The 25,601-nt window shown below is 70.8% G+C and carries 22 protein-coding genes and 3 pseudogenes; 15 read left to right on the plus strand and 10 right to left on the minus strand.

All coding sequences use genetic code 11. The features are described 5' to 3' along the window. Positions 1 to 12: 12 nt before the first annotated feature. On the plus strand, positions 13 to 1,509 hold the full coding sequence (locus ABZ887_RS17070) for a CoA-acylating methylmalonate-semialdehyde dehydrogenase (RefSeq protein WP_361289473.1): 1,497 nt from the start codon (positions 13 to 15) through the stop codon (positions 1,507 to 1,509). Between the two features lie 197 nt (positions 1,510 to 1,706). After that, on the plus strand, positions 1,707 to 2,966 hold the full coding sequence (locus ABZ887_RS17075; RefSeq protein WP_361289476.1) for an MFS transporter: 1,260 nt from the start codon (positions 1,707 to 1,709) through the stop codon (positions 2,964 to 2,966). On the opposite strand, the gene ABZ887_RS17080 is transcribed toward ABZ887_RS17075, so the two are convergent. From ABZ887_RS17080 to ABZ887_RS17100, 5 genes are all read right to left on the minus strand, one after another. Further along, positions 2,956 to 5,583, minus strand: coding sequence for a CBM35 domain-containing protein (locus ABZ887_RS17080; RefSeq protein ID WP_361289479.1), 2,628 nt, complete (start codon positions 5,581 to 5,583; stop codon positions 2,956 to 2,958). The two genes, ABZ887_RS17075 and ABZ887_RS17080, sit on opposite strands and share 11 nt — an antisense overlap. Before the next feature lie 121 nt (positions 5,584 to 5,704). Continuing rightward, a complete protein-coding gene (locus tag ABZ887_RS17085; RefSeq protein ID WP_361289482.1) occupies positions 5,705 to 6,778 on the minus strand; it encodes a LacI family DNA-binding transcriptional regulator in 1,074 nt (357 codons plus the stop codon). A gap of 206 nt (positions 6,779 to 6,984) precedes the next feature. After that, positions 6,985 to 7,551 carry a hypothetical protein gene (locus ABZ887_RS17090; protein ID WP_361289485.1) on the minus strand — a complete coding sequence of 189 codons (567 nt, stop codon included), beginning with the start codon at positions 7,549 to 7,551 and terminating at the stop codon, positions 6,985 to 6,987. A gap of 33 nt (positions 7,552 to 7,584) precedes the next feature. Next, positions 7,585 to 8,031 (minus strand): hypothetical protein, encoded by a 447-nt coding sequence (locus ABZ887_RS17095; RefSeq protein ID WP_361289488.1) that lies wholly within the window; start codon positions 8,029 to 8,031, stop codon positions 7,585 to 7,587. 361 nt (positions 8,032 to 8,392) lie between these two features. Continuing rightward, a complete protein-coding gene (locus ABZ887_RS17100) occupies positions 8,393 to 8,536 on the minus strand; it encodes a hypothetical protein (protein WP_361289491.1) in 144 nt (47 codons plus the stop codon). Positions 8,537 to 8,778: 242 nt separating this feature from the next. Here ABZ887_RS17100 and ABZ887_RS17105 point away from each other — a divergent pair, with 242 nt between their 5' ends. From ABZ887_RS17105 to ABZ887_RS17135, 7 genes are all read left to right on the plus strand, one after another. Next, a complete protein-coding gene (locus tag ABZ887_RS17105; RefSeq protein ID WP_361289494.1) occupies positions 8,779 to 9,795 on the plus strand; it encodes a PP2C family protein-serine/threonine phosphatase in 1,017 nt (338 codons plus the stop codon). 131 nt (positions 9,796 to 9,926) lie between these two features. Then, entirely contained in the window at positions 9,927 to 10,778 is an 852-nt protein-coding gene (locus ABZ887_RS17110; RefSeq protein ID WP_361289497.1) for an alpha/beta hydrolase, read from the plus strand. After that, on the plus strand, positions 10,775 to 11,674 hold the full coding sequence (locus ABZ887_RS17115; RefSeq protein WP_361289500.1) for an alpha/beta hydrolase: 900 nt from the start codon (positions 10,775 to 10,777) through the stop codon (positions 11,672 to 11,674). The genes ABZ887_RS17110 and ABZ887_RS17115 overlap by 4 nt, the downstream gene beginning before the upstream one ends. Beyond that, the gene (locus ABZ887_RS17120; RefSeq protein WP_361289504.1) at positions 11,671 to 13,287 is read left to right on the plus strand and encodes an FAD-dependent oxidoreductase; all 1,617 of its coding nucleotides are present in this window, start codon (positions 11,671 to 11,673) and stop codon (positions 13,285 to 13,287) included. Before ABZ887_RS17115 ends, ABZ887_RS17120 begins: the two co-directional genes overlap by 4 nt. Next, positions 13,284 to 14,618, plus strand: a complete 1,335-nt coding sequence (locus ABZ887_RS17125) for an amidohydrolase family protein (protein ID WP_361289507.1) — start codon at positions 13,284 to 13,286, stop codon at positions 14,616 to 14,618. Before ABZ887_RS17120 ends, ABZ887_RS17125 begins: the two co-directional genes overlap by 4 nt. A 69-nt stretch (positions 14,619 to 14,687) precedes the next feature. Beyond that, positions 14,688 to 16,004 (plus strand): MFS transporter, encoded by a 1,317-nt coding sequence (locus ABZ887_RS17130; RefSeq protein WP_361289510.1) that lies wholly within the window; start codon positions 14,688 to 14,690, stop codon positions 16,002 to 16,004. A 44-nt stretch (positions 16,005 to 16,048) separates the two neighbouring features. After that, positions 16,049 to 17,407, plus strand: coding sequence for a ferredoxin reductase family protein (locus tag ABZ887_RS17135; protein ID WP_361289513.1), 1,359 nt, complete (start codon positions 16,049 to 16,051; stop codon positions 17,405 to 17,407). Between the two features lie 20 nt (positions 17,408 to 17,427). Here ABZ887_RS17135 and ABZ887_RS17140 read toward each other — a convergent pair whose 3' ends face one another. From ABZ887_RS17140 to ABZ887_RS17150, 3 genes are all read right to left on the minus strand, one after another. Further along, the gene (locus ABZ887_RS17140; protein WP_361289516.1) at positions 17,428 to 18,081 is read right to left on the minus strand and encodes a TetR/AcrR family transcriptional regulator; all 654 of its coding nucleotides are present in this window, start codon (positions 18,079 to 18,081) and stop codon (positions 17,428 to 17,430) included. A gap of 84 nt (positions 18,082 to 18,165) precedes the next feature. After that, positions 18,166 to 18,807 (minus strand): polysaccharide deacetylase family protein, encoded by a 642-nt coding sequence (locus ABZ887_RS17145; protein WP_361289519.1) that lies wholly within the window; start codon positions 18,805 to 18,807, stop codon positions 18,166 to 18,168. Beyond that, positions 18,804 to 19,472 (minus strand): TetR/AcrR family transcriptional regulator, encoded by a 669-nt coding sequence (locus ABZ887_RS17150; RefSeq protein WP_361289522.1) that lies wholly within the window; start codon positions 19,470 to 19,472, stop codon positions 18,804 to 18,806. Before ABZ887_RS17150 ends, ABZ887_RS17145 begins: the two co-directional genes overlap by 4 nt. A gap of 123 nt (positions 19,473 to 19,595) precedes the next feature. On the opposite strand from ABZ887_RS17150, the gene ABZ887_RS17155 reads away from it, so the two are divergent. From ABZ887_RS17155 to ABZ887_RS17170, 4 genes and pseudogenes are all read left to right on the plus strand, one after another. Next, the gene (locus ABZ887_RS17155) at positions 19,596 to 20,432 is read left to right on the plus strand and encodes an alpha/beta hydrolase (protein ID WP_361289525.1); all 837 of its coding nucleotides are present in this window, start codon (positions 19,596 to 19,598) and stop codon (positions 20,430 to 20,432) included. A 19-nt stretch (positions 20,433 to 20,451) separates the two neighbouring features. Beyond that, positions 20,452 to 21,138 (plus strand): VOC family protein, encoded by a 687-nt coding sequence (locus ABZ887_RS17160; protein ID WP_361289528.1) that lies wholly within the window; start codon positions 20,452 to 20,454, stop codon positions 21,136 to 21,138. Between the two features lie 6 nt (positions 21,139 to 21,144). Continuing rightward, a pseudogene (locus ABZ887_RS17165) lies at positions 21,145 to 21,645 on the plus strand (fumarylacetoacetate hydrolase family protein); the annotation flags it as partial. A gap of 40 nt (positions 21,646 to 21,685) precedes the next feature. Then, the gene (locus tag ABZ887_RS17170) at positions 21,686 to 22,231 is read left to right on the plus strand and encodes a substrate-binding domain-containing protein (RefSeq protein ID WP_361289847.1); all 546 of its coding nucleotides are present in this window, start codon (positions 21,686 to 21,688) and stop codon (positions 22,229 to 22,231) included. A 108-nt stretch (positions 22,232 to 22,339) separates the two neighbouring features. Here the strand turns inward: ABZ887_RS17170 and ABZ887_RS17175 are convergent, their stop codons facing one another. Both ABZ887_RS17175 and ABZ887_RS17180 read right to left on the minus strand, forming a co-directional pair. Next, positions 22,340 to 22,570, minus strand: a complete 231-nt coding sequence (locus tag ABZ887_RS17175) for a hypothetical protein (RefSeq protein WP_361289531.1) — start codon at positions 22,568 to 22,570, stop codon at positions 22,340 to 22,342. Positions 22,571 to 22,737: 167 nt separating this feature from the next. Continuing rightward, positions 22,738 to 23,400, minus strand: coding sequence for a TetR-like C-terminal domain-containing protein (locus ABZ887_RS17180; RefSeq protein ID WP_361289534.1), 663 nt, complete (start codon positions 23,398 to 23,400; stop codon positions 22,738 to 22,740). A 192-nt stretch (positions 23,401 to 23,592) separates the two neighbouring features. Between ABZ887_RS17180 and ABZ887_RS17185 the strand changes: the two are divergent. Next, positions 23,593 to 24,363, plus strand: a pseudogene (locus tag ABZ887_RS17185) (SDR family oxidoreductase). 178 nt (positions 24,364 to 24,541) lie between these two features. Continuing rightward, positions 24,542 to 25,587: pseudogene (locus ABZ887_RS17190) on the plus strand (aldo/keto reductase); the annotation flags it as partial. Between the last annotated feature and the right edge of the window lie 14 nt (positions 25,588 to 25,601).

Below are 25,601 nucleotides of genomic sequence, written 5' to 3' on the forward strand. Positions count from 1 at the left end.
GACGTGCCCTCCGTGACCACCATCCCGCACTGGATCAACGGCTCGCCCGCCCAGGGCACCGCCACCGCCACCCAGCCGGTGTTCAACCCGGCCACCGGCACCGAGCAGGCCCGGGTCGTCCTCGGCGGCGCCGCCGACGTCGACGCCGCAGTGCAGGCCGCGGCCGCCGCCTTCGAGACCTGGCAGGACTCCTCCCTCTCCCAGCGTGTGCAGGTCATGTTCGCCTTCCGCCAGCTGCTCGTCGAGCACGAGGAGGAACTCGCCCGGATCATCTCCGCCGAGCACGGCAAGACCGTCGACGACGCCCGCGGCGAGATCACCCGCGGCCGGGAGGTCGTCGAGTACGTCTGCGGCCTCGGCGACGTCCTCAAGGGCTCCTTCTCCGACCAGGTCTCCCGCGGCATCGACGTCCACAACTTCCGCCAGCCCCTCGGCGTCGTCGCCGGCATCACCCCGTTCAACTTCCCGGCGATGGTGCCCCTGTGGATGCACCCGGTCGCGATCGCCACCGGCAACACGTTCATCCTCAAGCCGTCCGAACGCGACCCCTCCGCCGCCAACTTCGTCGCCGCCCTCTACCAGAAGGCCGGACTGCCCGACGGCGTCTTCAACGTCGTCCACGGCGGCAAGGAAGCCGTCGACGCCATCCTCACCCACCCGGGCATCGAGGCCGTCTCCTTCGTGGGCTCCACGCCGATCGCCAAGTACGTCCACGAGCAGGCGACTTCGCACGGCAAGCGGGTCCAGGCCCTGGGCGGCGCCAAGAACCACGCCGTCGTCCTCCCCGACGCCGACCTCGAATTCGCCGCCGACCACATCACCGCCGGCGCCTACGGCTCCGCGGGCGAGCGCTGCATGGCCGTCTCCGTCGCGGTCGCCGTCGGCGACGCAGCGGACGCTCTCGTGGAGATCCTCACCCGCAAGGCAGGCGAGGTGCAGGTCGGCCCCGGCGACGCCCCCGGCACCGACATGGGCCCGCTCGTCACCAAGGCCGCCCAGGAACGGGTGGAGAACGCGGTCGGCACCGCGGCCGTGCAGGGCGCCACCGTCGTCGTCGACGGCCGCGGCCTGAAGATCGAGGGTCACGAGAACGGCTTCTTCACCGGCCCCTCCCTCCTCGACCACGTCACCACCGACATGGACGCCTACCAGGAAGAACTCTTCGGCCCCGTCCTCGCCGTCGTCCGCGCCGACACCCTCGACCAGGCCATCGACCTCATCAACGCCAACCCCTACGGCAACGGCACCGCCCTCTTCACCGCCTCCGGCGAAGCAGCCCGCCGCTTCCAGCGCCGCATCAAGGTCGGCATGATCGGCATCAACGTCCCCGTGCCCGTCCCCATGTCGTACTACTCCTTCGGCGGCTGGAAGGACTCCCTCATCGGCGACTCCCCCATCCACGGCCCCGAGGGCATCCGCTTCTACACCCGCCCCAAGGTCGTCACCACCCGCTGGCCCCAGCCCAAGCAGCAGGTCACCGCCGGCTTCACCTTCCCCACCTCCAGCTGACCGGACCGAAGGATCCGGAACCCTCGGGAGCGCGCGTCCGGCAGGGCGACTGGGAGCTGGTCTCCGTCCACGGCATGGCGAGCTGCGCGATGGCGCTGCCCGAACGCGAGCGTGCTGCCGGGTTCCCTCGGCGTCGGCCCGCAGGGGACGATCATGTCCTTCGCCCACGAGATGGTGGGCCGTCGCCTGGAGACCGCGTGACCGAACGACCGACCGCGCGGCCCGTCCCGCCGGACGTCCCGCTCTTTCGCCGGGCCGCCGTGGTCGCCTCCTGTGTGGGGTTCGTGCTCATCGGCGCGCTCCAGGCCCTGTACGGACCGGCCATCCCGGCCTTCCGGGAGAAGTTCGGGCTCTCCCCCTCGGCCGCGGGGCTGGGGCTGAGCGCGCACTTCGTCGGCGGGGTCGTCGGCGTGCTGCTGTTCGACCGGCTCTTCGGCCGGATCGGCAACCGGCGGATCCTCGGCACGTCGTACCTGCTCATGGCGGTCGGGGCGGCGGGGTTCGCGGTCGCGCCGAACTGGCCGCTCGCGCTGGCCGCGGCCCTGCTGGCCGGTCTCGGCTTCGGCGGTATCGACTACGGCCTCAACCAGCTGTTCGCCGTCGGGTTCGGCCACCGCTCCACCGCGATGCTCAACATCCTCAACGCCCACTTCGGCATCGGCGCGATCCTCGGCCCGGCCCTGGTGGGCACCGTCGGCTCCGACCGCTACCCAGCCCTCTTCCTCGCCTTCGCGCTGGTCAACCTGCCGTTGCTGCTGTTCCTGAAGGGCGTGCGCGACGAGATACCACGACCGTCCGGCGCCACCGCGGAACCAGGCACCGCGGAACCCGGCACCGAGACGCCCCGGCCACGCGTCCGCAGTCTGGCCTCGGTCCTCGCCGTCTTCGTCGCCCTCTACGTCCTGCACGTCGGCATCGAGGCCGGCGTCGGCGGCTGGGAGCCCACCCACCTGGAGTCCGTCGGCTACGGCGCGGGGCTCGCCGCCACGGCCACCTCCGTGTACTGGCTGATGATGACCGTCGGCCGCTTCCTGGTGGCCCCGCTCACCCTGCGGTTCTCCGCCCCCGCGATCGTCACCGTCTCCTGCGCCGGCATGACGGTCTGCCTGTTCCTCGCCACGGTCCCGGCCCTCGCCCCCTACGCGTACGCCGGTATCGGCCTCTTCATCGCCCCGATCTTCCCCACCGGCCTGCCCTGGCTGAACAGGGCCGCGCCGCAGGCCCGCCGGGCGGGTGCCCTGGTCATCGCCGCCTCCATGGCCGGCGGCGTCGCCGCGGGTCCGGCGCTGGGCAAGGCCATCGAATGGTCCGGTACCCGTACGGTCCCCCTCCTGCTCGGCGGCATCTCCCTGCTCTGCCTGACGGCGACCCGCTGGCTGATCCGCGCCACGGGCCACGCCGGGACGGGGGTACCGTCCCGGCGCGCCGTTGACGGGGATGCGACGGTCAGCCGTTGACGGGGGCGACCTCGACGTAGTCGAAGTCGGGGGCCCAGGAGGAGGAGTTGGAGAACTTCAGCGTGTTGGTCCCGGCGGTGAGACCGACGGTGATCGGCAGCGTCCAGTAGTCGTTCCAGCTGTAGGTGTTGCGGAACGTCAGCGTGGTGGCGGTACCGCCGTTGACCGACAACTGGGCGGTGCGGGACTCGACGTTGGTGTTGTAGCTGTCCGAACCCGCCCGGTCGTTCTGGGCGTAGTGGACGACGACCGTGTAGCGCCCGGCCGCGGCCGCGGTCACGCTCCCGAAGGTGAGCGTGTTGGCGCTGCTGCCGCCGACGTAGCCGACGTTCTTGCCGCCCGAGGCCCAGCTGTCGGACTGCGCCTTGGCCGCGCCGGCCAGAGTGGCGCTCTCCGCCTCGTACTTGGTGACGCCGGTGGTGTCACCGGCACCGTCCACCTTCAGGTCGCGGAGGGTGAGGGTGGTGCCGCTGTTCGGGGCGACGGCGATCCGGTTGATGCCCGCCGTCAGGTACAGCCTGCTGCTGGAGGTGGTGGCCGAGCCGCCGGACGAGCCGTAGGTGGCGACGGTGGTGCCGTTCAGGGCGAGGGCGGTGCTGCCGCCGGCCGAGGAGTAGTCCGTCTTGACGGTGTAGTAGCCGTCGGTGGGCGCGTAGGCGTCGAAGGTGGCCTTGTCCCCGGAGGCCATGACCAGCCGGCCGGTGCCGGTCTCGCCGACGTCGCTGTACGAGTACGACGGGCTGCCGCTGACGTCGGCGAGCGTGGCCTCGTACACCGTCTCCGGTGTGCTCGGTACGGCGGTCAGGTCGATCTTGTCCAGGGTGACCTGCCCGGCTGAGGTGCCGAGCGTCGAGTCGGCGACGGCGAGCGAGACCGTGTGGCTGCCGGCGCTCAGGGTGACCGGGACGGTGACGTTGGAGCGGTACTGCCAGTTCAGCGTGGAGGGGTAGGTCACGAACTGCGGGTTGGCGCCGTCGATCCGCAGCACCTGCTGGGACGGGGAGCCGTTCTCGTTGCCGTAGAAGATCCGCAGGTTGTAGGTGCCGGCGGAGGGGACGCTCACCGTGAAGACGACCTTGCTGTCGCTGTTGACCAGGTAGCCGACGTCCTTGGTGCCGGAGGTGGCGTACAGCTGGGCGGTGCCGTAGCTGTCGCCCGTTGCCTGCTGGACGACGGTGCCGTCAGTGATGGCCGCGTTCTCGGCCTCGTAGGAGGAGTACGACGGGACGCTGGGCGCGGTGGCGGTGCCGCCGCCGTTCGGGGTGACCGTGATCCGGTACGCGGACATGGAGTTCAGGCCGGTCAGCGGCACCGTGATGGAGCCGCCGGAGGGGGTGTAGGCGGCGCGGGACACGGTCTGCGGGGGCGCGGAGGCGCCCTCGTAGCCGCTCCAGTCCAGGGCCTGCACGGTGACCTCCACCTTGCTGCCGAAGGTGGCGCTCGGGATGTTGTTGATCAGCACGTTGGTGTCGGTGGCGGAGCCGCCCACGATCACCTGGGCCTGCTTGCGGCCGGTGTCGAGGGACGCGATGCCCTGCAGCGTGTCCTGGACGTTCAGCTGCGGCGGTGTGGTCTTCACCGTCTGCCCGGTCATCCCGGCGTACCAGTGCCAGAACCACCAGGACCCGTTGGGGACGTTGGTGTGCACGGTGTTGCCGGACATGTTGCCGGCGATGTCCCAGTACGGCTGCTGGGCGTAGACCTTGGTGTCCTCGAACATCGAGGCCCACTGGATCATCTGCCCGGGCACCGACAGGTCGCGCCGGTTGGCGTACTCGTCGATGTTGATCGGGATGGCGCCGATACCGCGGGCCGTCTCCAGCGCGCGGTACGCGGTGTAGTGGGAGCGGTAGTTGGCGAGCGAGCTCGGGCCCAGCTCGTGCCAGGTGAACACGTCGGGGAGCTGGCCGTTGGCCTTGGCGTAGGTGAGGAAGTCACCGAAGAACTTGCTGTTGAAGTTGGCGGTGTTGGGTCCGGCTATCTTCGCGGCCGGGTAGTCGGCCTTGATGCGCGCGTAGACCGTGCTCCAGTCGGACTCGAAGCTGCTGAGCGCCGAGGCGTAGGTGCTGGAGGTGGAACTCCCCAGCCCGGTGTACCAGTTGCCGTCCGGTTCGTTGAACGGGACGAAGACCACGTTGGCCGCGTACGAGGTCGCCTTCACCGCGTTCACGGCGGTGTCGACCTGGGTGAGGTAGTCGGCGATGCCGTTGTTCTGGTACGGCCAGTCCGAGTACTCGTCCTGGATGTTGGTGTACATCGTCCCGCCGCCGTTACGGAAGAACGAGGGGGCGACCTGGAGGATGTCGCCGTTGGGGTGCTGGGCGCCGTTCGGGGGCTTCTGCGAGCCGGTGGTCAGCTTCAGGGGGGCCAGCAGGTTGTCACCGGGGACCCCGTCGTCGCTCTGGCCGTAGAGCGCGCCGTTCGAGCCGCGCAGGACGGCGCCGGTGGTGGTGCCGAGGTCTACGGTGAAGGTCTGGGAGGCCGCCGCGGCCGGCGGCGGTACGGCGAGGCCGGCGCCGACGAGCGCGGCGGCGGCCAGCAGGGTCGCGGACAGGCGCGATCTCGTGCGGCGGCGGGACGGCGGGGCCGCCTGCGGTGTGCGGGTACGGAAGGACATGGGTACCTGGCTTTCCCCTCCCGCCACGCTGCGGGAGGACGAGGTCGGGGCCGGAACCGAGCAGTGTGAGCGCTCACATCCCCCGCGAATGGAGCAGTGTGCCGTAGGCGATGCCGGTGTGTCAGCGGCCGGGTGCCGGGCCGGTGCTCTCCCGGACGATCAGCTCGGGCTCCCGCCACGGGGGCGGTGGCGGGGCGTTCTCCGGGTCGAGCAGCCGGTGCAGCATCCCGAAGGCGCCACGGCCGAGCCCCTCGAAGTCCAGCCGCACGGTGGTGAGGGCAGGGTGGGTGTAGGCCGCGTACGGCGCGTCGTCGAAGCCGGCCACGCTCAGGTCGCCCGGCACGTCCCGGCCGGCCTCGCGCGCCGCGCGCAGCACGCCGAGCGCCAGTTCGTCGTTGCCGCACAGCACGGCGGTCACCTGCGGGTCGGCGACCAGGGCGCGGGCGGCCAGATACCCGGATCGCGGGCTCCAGCCGCCTTCCAGCAGCTCGGGTACCGGACGCCCGGCGTCGGCGAGGGCCTCCCGCCAGCCCTCCGCCCGCTGGCCGACCCTGGTGGTGGACGAGGGGATCGCCACGTGGTGGACGGTGCGATGGCCCAGGCCGAGCAGATACCGGGTGGCCTGGGCCGCCGCGGCACGGTCGTCCAGCCAGGCCTCGGGCCGGTCGCGGGTATGCCCGTCTTGGGGCCGTTCCACGACCGCGGCCGCCGGGAACTCCGCGGGCAGCGCGTGCCAGGCACGCTCCCCGGGCGCGTTGAAGGCGATGACGAGCACCGGCTCACCCGGCCTGGCGAGCCGGCTCGCCACGTCCTCCGGCGTCAGCGGCGCCCGTTCGTCCAGGACGCTGATCGCCACCGCGAACTCGGCCGCCCGCGCGGCCTCCTCGATGCCGCGCAGCGCCAGGGACGCCCCGTACAGGGTGGTGTCCGAGGTCAGCACGGTCACCGAGCGCACCAGCCCGCCGGCCAGTGCGCGGGCGAGCCGGTTGGGCTTGTAGCCCAGCTCGTCGATGACCTCCAGCACCCGGTCCCGGGTGGCCTTCCGCACCTTGGGGCTCTCGTTGACCACGCGGGAGACGGTCTGGTGGGAGACCCCGGCCGCCCTGGCCACGTCGAAGATGCTGACCGAGCGGTGCCGGTCGGCACCGTGCCCGGCGGGTTCCCCGCCGTGCGGGGCCGGGGCGGGCTGCTGCATGCTGGGGGCTCCTGGCGGACGGTGGGACGGATTCCTGCAGGCGTGCAGTGTTAGCGCTAACACTATCGGGTGCGGTACGTGAGAGCGATGGGGCGGACGAGGTTTCGCCGGAACGGCAACGACGCGGGAACCGGCGGAGGCAGGCCGCGGCCCCCGGCGTGCCGGGGGGCCGGAACACTCCCCCCACCCCCCGGCCCTCCGACCGCTCACTGTTTCTTCTCGACGTCCTTCACCGAACTCGGCCCCAGCTGCTTGGCGCTGGCGTACTCCGGCATCGTCATGGGCTGGTCGAACAGGAAGAACGACTGGTTCGTGCCGACCGTGAACTCCATGTACGCGCCCGTCGTGGCGTCGAAACCGTAGTAGGCGTTGCAGGTGGAACCCGACGTGTACGTGCCGTCCATGCCGGGCTGCGAGAGGACCGCGACGCCCTCGGAGTAGGTCTCCACCCTCTCCGTCGGCGTGAGCATCTTGCAGCGCGGCACCGGCAGGCCCTTCATGATGAAGTACCCGTACTCGCCCTTGGCGTTCTGGATGTAGACGTACGAGAGTTTGCCCCGCTTCCCCCACGTCTTGATCCACTGGTTGATCGATTCGCGGGTCGGCGAGTACTGCATGGGGACCGCCGGCTGCTCGGCCACGAGGTGGTCGTAGGTCTCCTGCTTGCGCTTGTTCTCCTTGTCCTGGCTGGAGTCGCTGGTGCAGGACGCCAGGGCCAGGCCCACGACGAGTGCGATGACGGCGGCCAGGGCCATGCGTGCGTGCTTCTTCATGCGGTGCTGCCCTCTTCCCGGGTGAGATGGGGATCAGTTGGTGCACTTCGTGCGCTTGGCGCCGGCGTCCAGCCGGTACGGCAGGTCCTTGTCGCGGAAGGGCGCGCGGTGTTCCTGGGCGGCCTTCGAGTTGTAGTCGTTGACCGACTCGATCCGGGTGGCCTTCAACGCGGTGATCGACTGGTCGATCTGCGCCGTGCGGGTCTCCGAGGCGGTCTTCCGCTCCTCCTGGAGGACCTTGATCGTCCCTTCGGCGTTCTGCACGGCCTCGCACAGATCGAAGAACTCCTCGTAGGTGGTCTGCCGGAACTCGCCCGAGCCGACGGTGTTCTCGCGCTGCTCCTCCGCGCCGCGGAACGGGGCGGTGATCCACGCCGCACCGCCGAAGGCGAGCGCCCCGACCAGCCACAACACCGCAAGCCCGACGACCCCCGCGACGGCCCAGGCCCCTAACCGTGCCCCCTCGCGTATCTCTCCCATGGCATCCCCCTTCACAGGCGGCCCCGCCGTGTGGAACCACCTCCCGCGAAAGAGGACACAGGCACCCGGCGAAACGGTTCCGCCGACGCGAGCGTCAGAAAGGGCGGCGTCCACCGGTGCGGTCCGGCCCGCCACCGACACGAGAACTCACCGCCCGCTGCCCGCAGTTGCCCTGCACCAGCCAGCGGCATGCCGGGGCCCGACCGGCACGAAGCGACCCCTCGATCCGGCTTCCGGCATCCGGCATCCGGCATCCGGCTCATCAGACCCGTGAACATCGCCCGGCGCAGGTCCCAGCCGGCTCGACCCCCGTCGAGCGTCGCCCGGGAGCTTCTGGACATGTCCTGGGTGCGGGCGTCCGTCAGCGGTTGCCGCACCACCAGGCGCCGGCGGCGAACAGCGCCGTTCCAGCTGCTGCCGATGCTCCTTGCACCATGGCGAACAGTGCGCTCCGTGCCAGGCGTTGGAGTGTCCTGGTGGGCGTCTTGTTTCGTTTCGAAGTCATCGTGGTCCCCTTCGCACGCTGCCCCCTGGAGGTGAAGAGAGGGGCGTTGCCGTGACGAGGTTCTCCTGCGGCGACTGTCGCTGGACGGCGTGCTGTTGGTTTGCGATGCCTTCGGACGGCCTCCGCCAGGGTCGTACGCGGTGGCATGATTCCTGGACGGATTCGGATGGTTTTGGACGGGGGCCGGGATGGGGCGTGCCGGGCAGCTGCGTAAGCCCGAGTTGTCCGGTGCGCACCAGGAGTTGAACGCCGCGCTGCACCGGTTGCACCTGCTGGCCGGGCGCCCGAGCCTGATGGAAGTCGCTCGGGTCCTGCAGGGGGCCGGTATCTCCCGGAGCACCGTTCATGACGCGTTCTGCAGCCGGCGGCTGCCGAAGTGGCGGGTGATCGACGCCTTGGTGGAGGTCCTGTCCTCTCAAGCACCGGGCGGCCGCCCTGAAGAGGATCAGAGGGTGCTGCACGAGGTGTGGCTCCGGGCTGCCCAGGAGAGTGACGAGCAGCAGGTGCCGCGGGCGCGGGCCGTCATCCCGCCGGAGTCGGACCTTCACCCGCTCCTCCTGCAGCGCGCGCTGCTGCCCCGCGAGATTCCGCATCTGGAGGGCGTGGAGATTGCCTACCGCTATCTCCCGGCGTCCGATCTGCGGCGGTCCGGTGGGGACTGGTTCGATGCGGTGCCCCTGCCGGGTCCGACCGTCGCGCTCGTGGCCGGGGACGTGATGGGATCCTCCACGCTCTCCATCGCCCTCATGGGGCAACTGCGCAGTGCGCTCAACGCCCTGGTCCAGCTCGGGCTTCCCCCGCACGAGGCTTTGAACCGGCTGAGCGATCAGGCGCAGCGCCTCCACGGAGACCAGCTCGCAACGTGCGTCTGCGCTGTCTACGACGCCCGAACCCACCGCCTCGCCGTCTCCAACGCCGGGCATGTACCACCGGTGGTGCTGTTCCCCGACGGTGAGAGCCGCGCTCTGGATGTCTCGACCGGGCTGCCGATCGGTGTTGCCCCCAGTTTCTGCGAAACCGTCACGTGCGAGATGGCTCCGGGCACCACGCTTTTCCTTCTGACCGACGGGCTCGTCTCGTCACCGACGATGGACATCAGCGAGGGCATCGACCGGCTCAGCACGAGCGCGTCGGATGCGCAGGCGGCCGCCGGCTCGCAGCCCCCGCCGCTCGAAGACCTCGTCGACGTGGCGTTGGAGGGTCTCCTTCAGGAACACCGGCACGACGACGCCGTCCTGCTCGCCGCACGCCTGTCCTGACCGCCGGGTGAGAGGTCCAGCGCCCGACCCCGCCTTTCCGCGGCCGGTGGACTGATCCCACCCGTTCCCCTTGTCACACGCAAGCCGGGAGCTCTTGACATCGAACCTATATCGGCAACAGTGTTGCCGATATGAGTTCCTGGTCCGATCCCCAGCCCGACTCGCGGTTCGTCGCCGTCGACGGCCTGCGTGTCCACTACAAACGCGCCGGACACGGTCCCGCGCTCGTACTGCTCCACGGCAGCGGCTCGTCCCTGCACCACTTCACCGAGGTCGCGGGCCTGCTGTCGTCGTCGTTCGACGTCGTACGCCCCGACCTGCCGGGGTTCGGTCTCACCGGCCCACGCGGGGACCGCGACTACCGCATCCAGACCTACGCCGCGACGGTCGCCCGTTTCCTGGATGTCCTCGGCCTGACCCGCTACGCGCTGGCCGGCAATTCACTGGGGGGCAACATCGCCTGGAACGTCGCACTGGAGCAGCGGAGTCAGGTCAGCGCCCTGGTGCTGGTGAACGCCACCGGCTACCCGGAGAAGACAGTGCCCGCGGGGATGCGCCTGGCCCGCAACCCGCTGCTGCGCCCGCTGCTGCGGCGGGCCATGCCGCGCCGAGTCGTCGAACGCAACCTGCGTACGGCCGTCGGCCCCCGCTCGACGATCGTCGACGACGTCATGGTGGACCGGGCGTACCAGCTGATGAGCCGGCGCGGGAACCGGTCGGCCTTCGTCGACCTGGTCAACACCGACCAGCCGGACCGCAGCGGTCTGATCCCCCGCATCACCGCACCCACGCTGGTCCTGCGCAGCGCGTGCATCGACGGCCAGCACTTCACCCGGGACATCCCCGGGGCCCGGGAACTGGTGCATCCCGATGCCGGGCACCTGCTGCCGGAGGAGGAGCCGCGCTGGGTCGGCGACGCCGTCGAGGCCTTCCTCGGTTCCCAGGTCGACGAAGCGCAGTGGCGGCAAGGAGGCCGACAGTGAAGTACTACGCGGCACCCGGCGAGGACCGCCGGCTCGACACCGCCTCCCGGAAGACCCTGCGCGGCAGCTTCGCCGAGCTGTCCGACGGCGTCACCCAGTACGAGCTGAGCGGGCCGGAGCAGGGCGATGTCGCCGTGTTCGTCGGCGGGCTCACCGTTCCGCTGCCGTTCTGGGACGGCCTGGCATCGGAGCTGCGCGCGAAAGGACTGCGGACACTGGTCCTCAGCCTGTACGGGCGGGGGTACTCGGACCGGCCGAAGGCGCGGTACGACGAGGCGCTGTTCGTGCGCCAGCTCGCCGAACTGACCGACCGGCTCGGCCTCACGCGCCCCCTGCACGTCGTCGGCACCTCGATGGGCGCGCTGATCGCGATGGCCTACACGAACAGGTACCCGGAGCGCGTCTCCACGCTCACCCTGATCGACACCGCGGGCCTGAGGGACAGGCCGCCGCTGCCGCGGTGGGTCCTGGGCAGTGACCTGCTGACCTCCTTCGTGGCCAGGCGGTCCGGACGCCGGCTCCTCGACGGCCACCTGGGCAGCGAGGTCCGCGATCCGGCCAAGGGCGCCGAACTGGCCGTCATGCTGCGCGACGCCTCCCGGTGCGAGGGCTCCCTGCACGCGGTCTTCGACACGCTGCAGCACTTCCCTCTCCACCGGCGGGCCGGGTTGTTCCGGCACACCTCCGCGTCGGGTGTGCCCACGATGCTGCTGTGGGGGGCCGAGGACCACGTCACCCCCATCGAGCAGTTCGACCAGGCGCGCACCCTCCTGAAGCCGCTCGAATCCCACGTCATCGACGCGTGCGGCCACATGCCCCCCTTCGAACACCCGGGCGTGGTCGCGGACCGGATCAGCGCCTTCGTGGAAACCCACTCCGAAAGGCTTGAGGCATGAAGGCCGACAACGTCATCGACGTCCTGATCGTCGGGGCCGGCCCGTCGGGTACGGCGCTCGCGATCGACCTGGTCCGGCGCGGCCTGGACGTCCGTGTCGTCGACAAGGCACCGCAGGCGTTCGCAGGGTCCCGGGCCAAAGGGGTGCAGCCGCGCAGCCTCGAAGTGCTCCACGACCTGGGCGCGCTGGACGACGTGCTGGCCGGGGGCACCCACTATCCGCTGCTCGGTGTCCATCTCGGGCCGCTGGCGGTTCCGTGGCGCATGTTCCCCCACAAGCGGGTCACCTCTGATGTTCCCTATCCCAACACGTGGCTGATCCCGCAGTTCCGCACGGACCGAGCCCTCCACGCCCGGCTGGAACTGCTGCACGGCGGCGCCGAGTTCGGCAGGGAACTGGTCGAGCTGACTCAGGACGCGGACACCGCCCTCGCCAAGGTGGCGGGCCCGGACGGCATCGAGGAGATCGCCGCCCGGTACGTCGTGGGGGCGGACGGTGGTTCGAGTCAGGTCCGCAAGCAGCTCGGCATCGGCTTCGTCGGGTCGACCGACGAGAGCGACCGGATCCTCATCGTCGACGCCACGGTCAGCGGCCTGTCCCGCAACCGGTGGCACATGTGGCCCGGCCGCGGCGGGCGGCTCGTCGGCGCCTGTCCGCTGCCCGGCGGCGACCTGTTCCAGTGGATCATCCGGCTGGCGCCCGACGAGGAACCCTCCCTGGACAGGGACGAGATCACCGAACGGATCCGCTCGCACACCCGCAACCGGCGCATCCGGCTGCACGACATCCGGTGGACCTCCGTGTTCCGGCCCAACATCCGCCTGGCCGAGCACTACGGCCGCGGACGTGTCCTCCTCGCCGGTGACGCCGCGCACGTGCACACCCCGGCCGGCGCCCAGGGACTGAACACCGGCGTCCAGGACGCCTACAACCTCGGCTGGAAACTCGGCCAGGTCCTCGCCGGAGCCGACCCGCAGCTCCTGGACAGCTACGAGGCCGAACGCCAGCCCGTCGCCGCGGGTGTCCTCGGGCTGTCCACGGAGAAGTGGGCCGGCATCGCCAAGCTCGACCCGTCGAGCATGAAGCGCGGCAAGGACGAACAGCAGCTCGCCCTGACCTACTACGGCGGGCCGCTCGCTCCCGCCGACGGCGCACGCACCGGCACGCTGCGGGTGGGAGACCGCGCCCCGGACGCCGAGCTGCTCGGTCCCGACGGCGCCCGGCTGCGGCTGTTCGACGCCTTCCGGGGACCGCACTTCACCGCCATCGCCTACGGCCCGCCTGCCGCCCGCGCCGTCGACCGGCTCGACTGGCCCACGACGGGCGCCCGGTTGAAGAAGATCACCGTCAACACCGGCGGAGCCGCCGACCGCGTCGCCTTCTCCGACTCCGCGAACACGCTGAAGCGGGCCTACGGCCTGACCGGAGACACCCTGCTGCTGATCCGTCCCGACGGCTACATCGGGCACATCGCCACCCGGGACTTCCTCACCACCACGCAGACGGCCGCGCAGGCGATGACGCCTCCGGCAAGGAGCCGCACCATGTCCCAGGAGAGTCGCACCATGTCCCGGAAGAGCCGCCCCAGCACCGGTGCCGGGGCCACCGAATGAGCCGCACGCTCCTGCGCGGTGCGCAGGTCGTCACGATGGCGTCCGACCGGCCCGACGCCGAACCCGTCGACGTCCTGGTCGAGGACGACCGTATCGCCGCCGTCGGCACGGACCTCGGGTCGTCCGACGCGGAGGTCGTCGACCTCTCCGGCCGTATCGTCATCCCCGGCCTGGTCAACGCCCACCTGCACACCTGGCAGACCGCGCTGCGCTCGGTGGGCGCCGACTGGACGCTGATGGAGTACCTCACCCACCTCCACGGCGAGTGCGTCGGCAACTACACCCCCGACGACATGTACGTCGGCAACCTCGCCGGCGCGCTCAACCAGATCAACTGCGGTACGACCACCCTCGGCGACTGGTGTCACAACAGCCTGACGCCCGAGCACGCCGACGCCGCCGTCGAGGGCCTCGTCCAGGCCGGGATCCGCGCCGCCTTCCTGCACGGCACGCCCTATCGCGCCCCGGACGTCCCGCACCCGCTCGACGAGATCGACCGACTGCTGGCAGGGCCCGTCCGCCGCCATGCCCTGCTCACCCTCGGCATGGCGCTCCAGGGGCCGCAGTACTCCGCTCCCGAGACCGCCGTGGCCGACTTCCGCGCGGCCGCGGAACGCGGGCTCGTCGTGTCGATGCACCAGAGCGGCGGGGAGCTCGCGCCCGGCTGGGAGGCCCTTCGCGCCGCCGGTCTGTTCGGCCCGCGTACGAACGTGGTGCACGGCGCCGACCTGCCCGACGAATGGGTCAAGACGCTCGACGAGGCGGGCGTCACCTTCACCAGCACCCCCGAGAACGAACTCGGCCAGGGCCACGGGGCCTTGGTCACCGACGCGCTGCTGCGCCTGGGCAGCGCCCCGTCGCTGGGCACCGACGTGGACACCGTCGTACCGGGGAAGGTCCTCACCGCCGCCCGGATCGCCCTCGCCCACCAGCGCGGCCTCGACCACGCCCACCACCGGCGGACGACCGGTACGTACGCCGACACGCCGTCGGTCACCGGCAGGCAGGCGCTGGCCTGGGCGACCGTCGAAGGAGCCAGGGCGCTGGGTCTCGCCGACCGGGTCGGCCGGATCGAGCCGGGTCTGCAGGCCGACCTGGTCGCCGTCGACGCCCGGGCGCTCAATCTGTGGCCCGCGCACGATCCGGTCGCCACGGTCCTGCACGCCGACATCGCCAACATCGAGGCGGTCATGATCGCCGGTCGCTGGCGCAAGCGGGACCACACCCTGCTCCACACCGGCCTCGACGAGGTGCAGGACCGGCTGCTGCGGTCGGGACGACGGCTGCTGAGCACGATCCGCGCCGGTTCCTCCCGCTCCTCGGCCGCCTGACCGGAGAGAGAGCCACATGAGCACCCAACAGCCCGGCAAGGCCGTGCCAACAGGTCGCAGGGGCGGCACATGACCGTTCCCGACTCGCGCGCCCGCCCGCCCGGAACTCCCCCGTCCTCGCGAGCAGGCGGCCGTCCGCTCCGGCGGACCGTGCCACCGGACACGGCGTTCTGGCTGGTGGCTCTGGCATTCCACATCACCATGCTCGGCGCCACTCTGCCGACACCGCTGTACCCCCTCTACCAACGGCAGATGGGCTTCTCGACCCTGACGACCACGGTGGTCTTCGCCGCCTACGCGCTGGGTGTCCTCACCGCCCTGGTGTTGTTCGGGCGGGTCTCCGACGCCGTCGGGCGCCGCCGAACCCTGCTGCCCGGACTCGCCTGTTCGGCACTCAGTGCGATGGTCTTCCTCACCGCGCACGACCTGGCGTTGCTGCTCGTGGCACGGCTGCTGTCGGGACTGTCGGCCGGCGTCTTCACCGGCACCGCGACGGCCACCCTGGTCGACCTGGCCGGCCGGGGCGGCTCCGAGCGCGCCACCCTGGTGGCCACCGTGGCGAACATCGGAGGCCTGGGCGCAGGGCCGCTCGTGTCCGGCACGTTGGCCCAACTCGCCCCCGATCCAATGCGGTTGCCCTTCCTGGTGGATCTGCTCCTGCTGGCCTCCGCGGTGGCGGGCCTCTGGCTGATGCCCGAGCCCGTGCCGACGTCCATGCCACGCCCGCGTCTGCGTCTGCGTGTCGCCTGGCCGCGCGTGCCCGCCGCGATGCGGGCCACCTTCGTCCGGGCCTCGACCGCCGGCTTCGCCGGATTCGCCGTGCTCGGGCTGTACACCTCGGTCGCGCCGTCCTTCCTGAGCCGCCTCCTCGGCCTTCCCGACCCGGCCCTGGCCGGCGCGGTCGCCGGCACCCTGTGCGCGGCATCGGCACTGGGCCAGATCGTCCTCGTGAAGCCCCTCGGCCACCGGGCCCTGCCCGTCGCGTGCGGGCTGATCGTCGTCGGCATGGCCCTGCTCGCCGCCGGGCTCGCCGCGGCCTCACTCCTCCTGCTCGTGGCCGCCGGGGCGATGGCGGGGCTCGGTCAGGGCGTGGCCTTCCGGGGCGCCCTGACCGTGCTCAACTCGACGGCGCCCAGCGCGCGGCGCGCCGAAGTGGCCTCGGCCTTCTTCGTGGTGATGTACACGGCGATCTCGCTGCCGGTGATCGGTGTGGGTCTGGCCGCCGGCGCGGTGGGGCTGCGGACCGCCGGGACGGGCTTCAGCGTCGGCGTGGCGCTCCTGGCCGCGGGCGCCCTGGTGGCCCTCCGCGGATTGGGCAGTGGCATGACTCCCGAAGAACAGCCTGAAGACCACCCCGAAGAACGCCCCGAAGCACATGCCCCGTGAACAGCTCCGCACGTGACACACCTCCCGCATCCGAGAGACCGACCATGCCCTTTCTGATCATCATGACCTTCTACGCCGTACGGATTTACCGTGCCCCCGTGGACGTGCGCCTGAAGAAACGCCACGCCGGCCCGTTGGCCGTGGCGGCCGGTGGCGTGGTCCTGTACCTGGCCTGGGACCGGCTGCGCCCCGACGGCATCAACACGCTGTACTTCGCCGGGGAGTTCGCCGGGGTCGCCGCCGTCTACCTGATGTCGTGCACCCTGGTGCTGGCCACCCGGCTGCCGTGGCTGGAGCAGTGGTTCGGCGGCCTGGACCGCATGTACGTCCGGCACCGGCAGTACGCCCTGCTCTCCATGCTCCTGCTCACCCCCCACATCCTCTTCCACTTCCTGTTCGCCGGGCGCGCGTACCGAGACGTCGACGCCCACCAGGGGCAGCTCGTGGGGATCGGGCACCTGCTCGGCGCGGGATCGGCCATCGGCCTGCTCGCGCTGGTCGTCGTCTCGCTGGGCCGGGTCGGCCGGATCCTGCGGCTGCCGTACGAGCGCTGGCTGCTCCTGCACCGCCTCACCGGCCTGCTGCTTCTGGCCGCCCTCGGCCACGGCTGGCTCCTCGACCTCGTCATCGGCGGATCCACACCTCTCCTGGTCGTCTACCTCGCCATGGGCCTCACCGGCATGGCCGCCTATGCCTACGACGAACTGGTGCTGCGCCGCAGAGAACCCCGGGCCGACTACACCGTCGGCCGCGTCCACCGCCCCGCCTCCGACGTCGTCGACCTCACCCTCACCCCCGTCGGCACGAAGGGACTGCCCCTGACCGGCGGCCAGTTCGTGTACCTGCGCGTCGGAGGCCGCCGTGCCTGGCGCGAACACCCCTTCAGCGTGGCCGGAGTTCACCCCGACGGCACGGTGCGCCTGACGATCCGGGCGCTCGGCCGTGGCACCCGGAGAATCTACGGCGACGTACGAGAAGGACTGCCCGCCACCCTCAACGGCCCGTACGGCATGTTCGACCACACCCTCGGCGGAACGCGCCAGATCTGGATCGCCGGCGGCATCGGCATCGCGCCCTTCCTCGGCTGGCTCACCCACCCCAGCGGCACCCTGCCCGCCGCCGACCTCTTCTACTGCGCTCCCGACGCCGAAACCGCGCCGTTCCTGCCGGAACTCACGGCGGCCGCCGAACGCCTCCCCCGCCTCCGACTGCACCCGACCTTCAGCCGCACCCACGGCCGCCTGACCGCCGAGCGCATCCAGCAGGCCGCCGGCCCGATAACTCCCGACCTGCACGTCTTCCTCTGCGGCCCGGCGGCCATGGTCGAGGGCCTCAGCCGGACCCTGCACCGCCAGGGCCTTCCCCGGGACCACGTGCACGCCGAGCACTTCACCTTCCGCTGAAGACCGGCCGTCCGCGCGGGTCAGTCGCCGTCCCGGAGGCGGCCGAGCCCGTCGAGGACGAGATCGAGCCCGAAGGCGAACTCGTCCTCCAGCGGTACGGGCATCCAGGCCGCCACCGCCACGGTGGCGGGATACCGGGACGGGTCGGCCTCCCGGAACACGGCGGACGCCTCGGCCCCGTCGAGTTGTGCAGCGCCGCCGGGGCCCCTGAACTGGATCGCGAAACCCAGCACATAGCGCGACAGCGTCGCGTACGCCTGCGCCGCGGTCTTCGGCGGGAATCCGTCGGCGAGCAACGCCGCGATGCAGGACTCACGCACGGCCATGGCATGGGGGCCGATGGGGATCCGCTCGACGAGCAACGGCGCCACACCACGGTGCCGGCCCAAGGCGTCGAACATGGCCTGCGCCACCGTACGGCAGGCCTCCTGCCAGCCTGCCGCGGCCAGCTCGTCGCCCTTGATCTCGACCGTGCCGAACACCCGGTCCACCACGTGCGCCACGAGAGCGGAGCGGTTGTCGAAGTGCCGGTAGAGCGTGGCCGTCCCGGATCCCAGGCGCTGCGCGAGCGTCCGCATCGACAGGACCTCGGCGCCCTCCTCGTCGACGATCTGCAGCGCCGCGGCGACGATCCGCTCCAGCGGAACGGGCGGACGGCCCGGAGAGCGCCGCACCGGCGCGCCACCCCCTTGCTTCTGATCACGTGGCTTCGACACGCGAGAAGTATGCCTGCCTCGGCTCCCTCCTTCGGCTCCCTGTCAGTCGGCCACGAGATGCTCCAGCGAACGCCGGACGCGACCGTCCCGGATCGGCACGCAGTCGGGCGGGAAGTCCTGGACGACGTCGGCTCCGGCGCTCGCCAGGCCTTCGAGGAAACGGGGCAGGTGATCCATCGCGCCGGTGGCGAGGTCGTGCAGGACGACCAGGCTCCAGTCCCGGGTGGCGATGTCGGCGAGGCAGGTGTCCACCCAGCCGTCCGGGTCGTCCCAGTCGTGGGGGACGCTGTTCCAGAGCACGCAGGTGTGCTCGTCGCGCCGGAGCCGGGCGAGTCCCGCCCGGCTGAGGAGCAGCCGGTCCTGGATGCCGCCGCGCCCGTACGGGCGGAACAGCCTTCCCGGGGTGGCGAGTTCGCCGATGAGGCGCTGGGCCTCGCCGATCTCGCGCCGGGCGGTGTCGGCGTCGGGGCTGTCGCCGAGCTGCACGGAGTGGGTCAGGGTGTGGTTGCCGATCCAGTGCCCGTCCCCGGCGGCGCGCTCGGCCGCGGCGCGGTTCGCCGGATCACGGAGGTTCTCGCCGACGAGGAAGAACGTGGCCTGCACTCCGTGGGCGGCGAGCGTGTCGAGCACCTGATGGGTGACCGCCGCCGTCGGGCCGTTGTCGAAGGTCAGCGTCACCTTCACGGCTGCCCCCCACCGTGCCGCGTACGGTACTGCAGCCCTCCGATGACGAGGTCGGCGACCGCGTCGGCGTGCTCCGCGATCGCCTGGGGGTCGAGCGGATCACCGGGGCCGAGCCGACGGGCGAGCCCGAGGAGGCTGTACGGGGCGCTGGCGCCGTGCGCGACGAGGAAGTGCAGCGTACGGATCGGCACGGGTGCGATCTCGCCCTTCTCCATCAGGTCGCGCAGGGGCGCGACGAGCATGTTGAGGACCGGTTCCATGTGCCGTTCGTACAGATGGAAGAGCCGGGGCGTCTCGGCGACACCCTCGATGTTGACGAGGCGGAGCACCTCGGGGCGATGGGCGTGGACGAGGACGAAGCGGCGGATGATCCGGCGCGTCTGCTCCAGCGGCCCGCCCTCGGTGTTCTCCAGCTCCGGCAGCAGCTCGGCCGCGATACCGGCGAAGGCCCAGTCGACGGTGGCGTACCAGAGCTTCTCCTTCGACCCGAAGCGCTGGTGGATGAGGTTGTGGCTGACCCCGAGCTCGCGGTTGAGCGCCGCGACGGAGGCTCCGTCGTAGCCCTTCTCCGCGAACATCCGCAGGGCCCCGCCCAGGATCTCGTCGAGGGTCGCGGGGGCGAGTTCGGCCGGCGGTCGTCCGGTACGCGAGGGGGCAGGGCTCATGGCCGCCATGTTAACGCCAGATGTTGACCCCCATCAATTTAAAGTTGATCCTCATCAACATCTGGCGGGGTGCGAGGACGACGCCCGCCGTCTGGAGGCAGTCATGAGAGGCAGTCATGAAACGTGAGGACCACGTGGTCGGCGAGACGTTCGCCTACCGCTACCCCCATCCGGAGGCCGACCACGTCCTGCTCGTGCAGCACGGCATCGGCGGCCACGGGGGGGATCTACGACACCTTCGCCGCCCACTACGCGGGGCTCGGCGCGGAGGTGTGGTCCATGGACGCGCCGAGCCACGGCCGCTCCCGGACGATCCGGCCCGCCGGGCGGTTCACCCTGGACGAGTGGACGACCGCGGCCGTCGGGATGGGCGAGCACATCGCCGCCGAGACCGGGCTTCCCGTGTTCGTGAAGGGCTCGTCGCTGGGCGCCGCCGCCGCGTACTGCGCCCACGCCGCGTCCGACGTCTTCGCCGGCGCCGTGCTCATGGGGTACGCCATCCCGTCCTCCCCGATGATCCCGGCCGAGAACCCGTTCCGGACGGAGGCCTACGAGCAGCTGATCGCGCTCTTCGGTGAGGCCCTGCAGTTCGACATCGGCCGCTTCTACGACTTCGACGAGGACAACGGCTACGCGGGCGCCGACCGCCAGAAGCGGTCGGACCCGCTCAACACCTGGTCCTACGACCTGGCGTCCTGGGGATCCCTGATGCGCTACGAGCCCGCGGTCCCCCTGGCGGAGAACACCAAGCCGATCCTCTTCACCGTCGGGGAGAAGGACCCGGTGTTCACCCCGGACCTCGCCCGTGCCGTCGCCGGCGCCACCGGCGGTCCGGTCGAACTGCACGTCCATCCGGACGGCGTCCACCAGCTGATGCTCTTCCACACCGCCGACTACGCCCAGGTGGTCGGCGACTGGTGTCGCAGGACCCTGCGCGCCGGTTCCCCCGTCGACGCGTGATCACAAAGGAGTGATCGACATGACCGTCCACCCCCGCGGCGTCAACCACCTCGCCATCGCCACCCGCGACATCAAGGCCCAGATCGAGTTCTTCACGGACGTACTGGGCTGCGAACTCAAGGCCCTGTACTGGATGCACGGCGTCGAGGGCGCCTGGCACGCGTTCCTGGAGCTCAACCCGACGTCCTACATCGCCTTCGTCCAGCACCCCGAGAACCCCGGCCGGACCGAGTGGGGTCTGACGCACGCCTCCTCCCCCACCAGTCCGGTCGCCGCCGGTGCCATGCAGCACGTCGCCTTCGACGTGGCGGGTGTCGAGGTGCTGCTGACCCTGCGCGACCGCATCCGCAGCCGGGGCATCATGGCGCTGGGTCCCGTGGACCACGGCTTCTGCCAGTCCGTCTACTTCGGCGGGCCCGAGGGCATGGTGCTGGAGATCACCGCGGGTGAGGCCATCGACGACCGGGCCTGGATCGACCCGGAGGTCGTCGCCCTGGCCGGTATCGACGAGGCGGAACTCGCCCGTTACCGGCAGCCGGCCGACTACGTGCGTCCGCCCCAGGCGCTGCCGCAGCCCGCGCTGGACCGCGCCAAGCCGCACATCAACTTCCCCGACGACATCTACGCGTTCCTCGCCACCGCTTCCGACGAGCAGCTGCGCGAGCTGCTCAGCGACACCGAGCCCCCGGTGAAGGTCGAGGACTGAGCCGCCATGAGACTCGCCAACCTGGACGGACGTGCCGTCGTCGTCACGGCCGACGGCGTCATCGACCTGGCAGCCGCGTCCCGAGGCCGCTTTCCGGCGCATCCCGACGCGGCCCTGACCCGGATCCCCGAGATCCGCGACTGGCTCGCCACCGCCCGCCCCGCAGTGGACCCCTCCACCACACTGGCCGACCTGGTGGCGGACGCGACCCGCCTCGGGCCTCCGGTCACCGCACCGGGCCAGATCTTCGCCGTAGGCCTCAACTACCGGGAACACGGCGCCGAGACGGGCCTCGGAATCCCCGACTCCCCGCTGGTCTTCACCAAGTTCCCGTCCTCCCTCGCAGGACCGGCCGAGGACATCCCGCTGCCGACCGCCACCTGCGACTGGGAGATCGAACTCGTGGTCGTGCTCGCCCTGGGCGGCCGCGACATCCCCGCCGACAAGGCCTTCGACCACATCGCCGGCTTCTGCGTGGGCCAGGACATCTCCGAACGCACCGGCCAACTGGCGGGAAACCCGCCGGGCCTTCGATGCCGCGCGCAACCTGGAGCCTCCGCACGACCTGGTCCTGCGCGAGGCGGACCTCACACACCTTCGCGAGGACCTCAAGGCAGGGAGCCTGGACATCCTCCTCGTGCCGGCGGTACAGGCCATGCCCACGTTCCGGCATCGCGTCATCGCCCGCGAACCGGTCGTCGTGATCGACCCGGCCGACTCCCGGACCGAGACCCCGATCGAGCTGCAGGCCGCGGCCGACGCCGCCTACATCCTCGTACCGGACAGCTGCGGACTGACCACCTTCACCACCGAGCTCTTCCGTGACCACGACCTGCCCTTGCGGACCTATCCCGGCGAGGCCTCCAACTACCGGGTGCTGGACGAGTGGGCACGGATGGGCGTGGGCGCCGCGCTCCTGCCCCAGTCCAAGATCACACACGACCACGGCGGCTCCCGTCCCCTCGTCCGGGCCGGGGCTCCGGTGGAGATCGCCTACGAGGCCGTCTGGGACAACGGCACTCCGCTCGCGGCCGACCTGGAGGACTTCGTCACCGCCCTCAGCCTGCTTGCCGGCGAGGGCATGGGCGATTGACAGAGGTTATGCCTCCATTACTCCGGTACATCCAAGCGGATTCATTTCACAGGAATTCACGGCGACGCCCGGGCATATCCGGATGCAGCTGACTGGCAGTCTGTCTGATCAAACGTGCTCAAGGCCCAGTGCACTCGGAACGTCCCGGATCCAGGCAGCACGGGCCGGCTCCGCAGCAGCGACACGGTCCAGCACCTCGATGAACCGCCGGCCTTCCCCTGAATCCATCTTGCCGAGTTCAAAGGCGATCTCTTCCAGAGTGCTCAACGCAAACCGTGAGTCGGATCCGACCCTGACGAGATCTTCCAGGGTCGCGACCGCCGTCAGGAGCACCCGCACCACTTCGTCTCCTTGAAGCACGACTTCGCCTTCCTCCAGCGCCGACGATCACAAGTGAAGCGCCGTTCAGCCTTCGGTACGGCTCCCGGGCGGCGGTCGCCGCGGTCGGACGCAAGAGAGGGCGTGCCCGACGGGTGCGAGGCCGCCCTGGGCGCTGGTTGCCGGTATTACGAAGTGGCCGGCGCGGCGGTCCCGGTCGACAGGGCGAGCAGGAGTGGCTTGGTCGCGATCGTCATCTCGGTCGGCGTTCGCGGGCATCCGCGCTGCAGCCAGTCGGTGGCCACGCCGATGAGCGCGCCGGCCACGAATGCCGCGGGTACGTCGTGCGGGATCCCGGACGCGTCCGCCGCGTCCGCCGGGTTCGGCGTCGGGGTGTCGTCCGTGGCGGGAATCTGCCGGGCGGTGTGGGCGGCCGCCATGGTGCGCAGCCGTACGTGCTCGATGACGCGGGCGCTTCCCGTCGGTCCGAGCAAGCTGCGGTAGAGGCCGGCGTGTTCGGCGAAGTGCGCGAAGAAGGCCGTCAGTGGCGGGTCGGGGTCCTCCGGGTTCTGCGCGGGGGTCGACGGGTTCGCGCGGGCCGGGTCGATGGCGAGGACCACCCCGATCAGGTCGTCGATCATCGAGGTGCAGGCGGTCTCGGCCAGTTCGTGCACGTCCTGGTAGTGGGCGTAGAACGTCGAGCGGTTCACCTCGGCCCGGTCGACGACGTCGGCGACGCTGATCTGTGAGAGGTCGCGCTCCTCAACGAGGTCGATCAGGGCGCGCTGCAGGGCCGCCCGAGTGCGCCGTACGCGTCGGTCGCCTGGCTGGGCGCTGCTGCTCTTGGTCATGGACATCCTCCGTAGCTTACCGTGCCCCACCCCCAAAAGACAACACATGTCGGTTTTCCATCGCCTGTCGGTAAACCAACAGATGTGGTTTAACGTGAAGCCCGGAACGTCACCGCGACGGACAACGGCCTCATCCATGCCGTGGACCGACCAGGAAGCGGTGCACAGGCCACAGAGCAGAGGGAGAGGGACATGAAGGGTTTGAAGGGCAAGCGGATCGTCATCGCCGGGGCCACCGCCGGGATCGGGGCGGCAACGGCCGAGCGGCTCTCCGAGGAGGGTGCCTCGGTCGTCATCGGTGGCAGGGACCTCGATGCCGGGCAAATGCTGGCCAAGCGCCTGAACGAGGCCGGCGGCAAGGCGATCGCGGTGAAGTTCGACCTGGCCGACGAGGACTCGATCAAGGCGCTCATCGACACCGCCGCCACCGAGTTCGGCGGGATCGACGGGCTGTTCAACGTCGGCGCCGAGCTCTCGGCCCAGCACCTGGCCCGGGACAAGAACCTGCTGGACATGGATGTGGCCGTGTGGCGGCGCACCTTCGAGGTGAACCTGTTCGGCTACGCCATCGCCATCCGTGAGGTCATCCCCCACCTGCTGCAGCAGGGCGGCGGGGCGATCCTCAACACCTCGGCGGGCGCGGCCTGGATCGGTGAGCCCGAGCGCCCGGCCTACGGGGCGTCCAAGGCCGCCATCAACTCGCTGGCCCGGCACGTCGCCTCCGCGTGGGGCAAGCAGAACATCCGCGCCAACACCCTCGGGGTCGGCGTGACCCTGACCGAAATCGCGAAGGAGCAGATCGGCGAGGAGTAGCAGGCCCGGATTCTGTCCACGATGCGTAGTCCGCGACTGGGCAAGCCCGCGGATGTGGCCGCGGCCGCCGCCTTCCTGCTGTCCGACGACGCGGAGTGGGTCAACGGGCAGGCCTGGGCGGTCGACGGCGGCCTGACCATCCGCGACTGAAGCGCCCCACGGGCTGAACACGGCTGACTCGCAGTGCCGTCGAGTCGTCGTCGGGTCCAGGGCGGCCGAGCTCCGTCAGCTCTCCCACGGTCTGCTCCGTGCCGGCCGTACCTGGGCCCTGGGGTCCACCGATCTCCGAAGGACCAGTTCAGTCCCGCACTTGAAAGGTCTGGCATTCATGCAACGCAGATATCTCGGTGCGACCGGTATGTCGGTCAGCACCCTCGCCCTGGGCACCATGAACTTCGGCGGCTGGGGCAACACCGACCGCGCCGAAACCGTCCGGATGCTCCGCGACGCCGTCGACGCCGGCATCGGCTTCATCGACACCGCCGACGTCTACGGCGCCGGCGAGAGCGAGGAGATCGTGGCCGAGGCGCTCCAGGGGCGCCGCGACCAGGTCGTCCTGGCCACCAAGTTCGGCCTGCCCGGCGCCGACCACCCCAACCGCCAGGGCGCCTCCCCGCGCTGGATCCGCCGCGCGCTGGAAGCCAGCCTGCGCCGGCTGCGCACCGACCACGTCGACCTCTATCAACTGCACCGCCACGACTGGAACACGGGCCTCGACGAAACTCTCGGCGCCCTCACCGACCTGCAACGAGCGGGCCTCATCCGCGCCTTCGGGCACTCGACGTTCCCCGCCGAGAAGATCGTGGAAGCGATGGGGGTGCCCCCGGTTCGAGCGAAGCCGAGAACTGGGGGAGGGTCGCCGAGCGGCACGGCCACGCCCGTTTCCTGACCGAACAGCCGCCGTACTCCGTCGTCAACCGCTCGGTGGAGACCGCAGTCCTTCCCACCGCGCAGCGCTACAACCTGGGCGTGCTCAGCTACAGCCCGCTCGCCCATGGCTGGCTCAGCGGCCGGGACGTCGCCGACGCCCACCGCGCCAAGCTCAACCCGCCGATGTTCGACACCACCAACCCGGCCAACGCCCGCCGCGCCGAGATCGTCGACGCCCTGTCCAAGGTCGCCGACCAGGCCGGCCTCACGCTGCCACAGCTGGCCCACGCCTTCGTCCGCGCGCACCCGGCCGTCACCTCGGTGATCATCGGCCCCCGTACGCCCCAGCAACTGCGGGACTCGATCGAGGCCTCCGACATCGTGCTCACCGACGACGTCCTGGATGCCGTCGACGCGATCGTCCCGCCCGGCACCGACATCAACCCCGCCGACACCTACAACGCCACCCCGCCCTCGATCACCGACCCCCATCAGCGCCGTCGGCGGGCCGCCTGGCG

Origin of the sequence: Streptomyces sp. NPDC047061 (assembly GCF_040643955.1) — a bacterium.
In the GTDB taxonomy this organism is placed as follows: domain Bacteria; phylum Actinomycetota; class Actinomycetes; order Streptomycetales; family Streptomycetaceae; genus Streptomyces.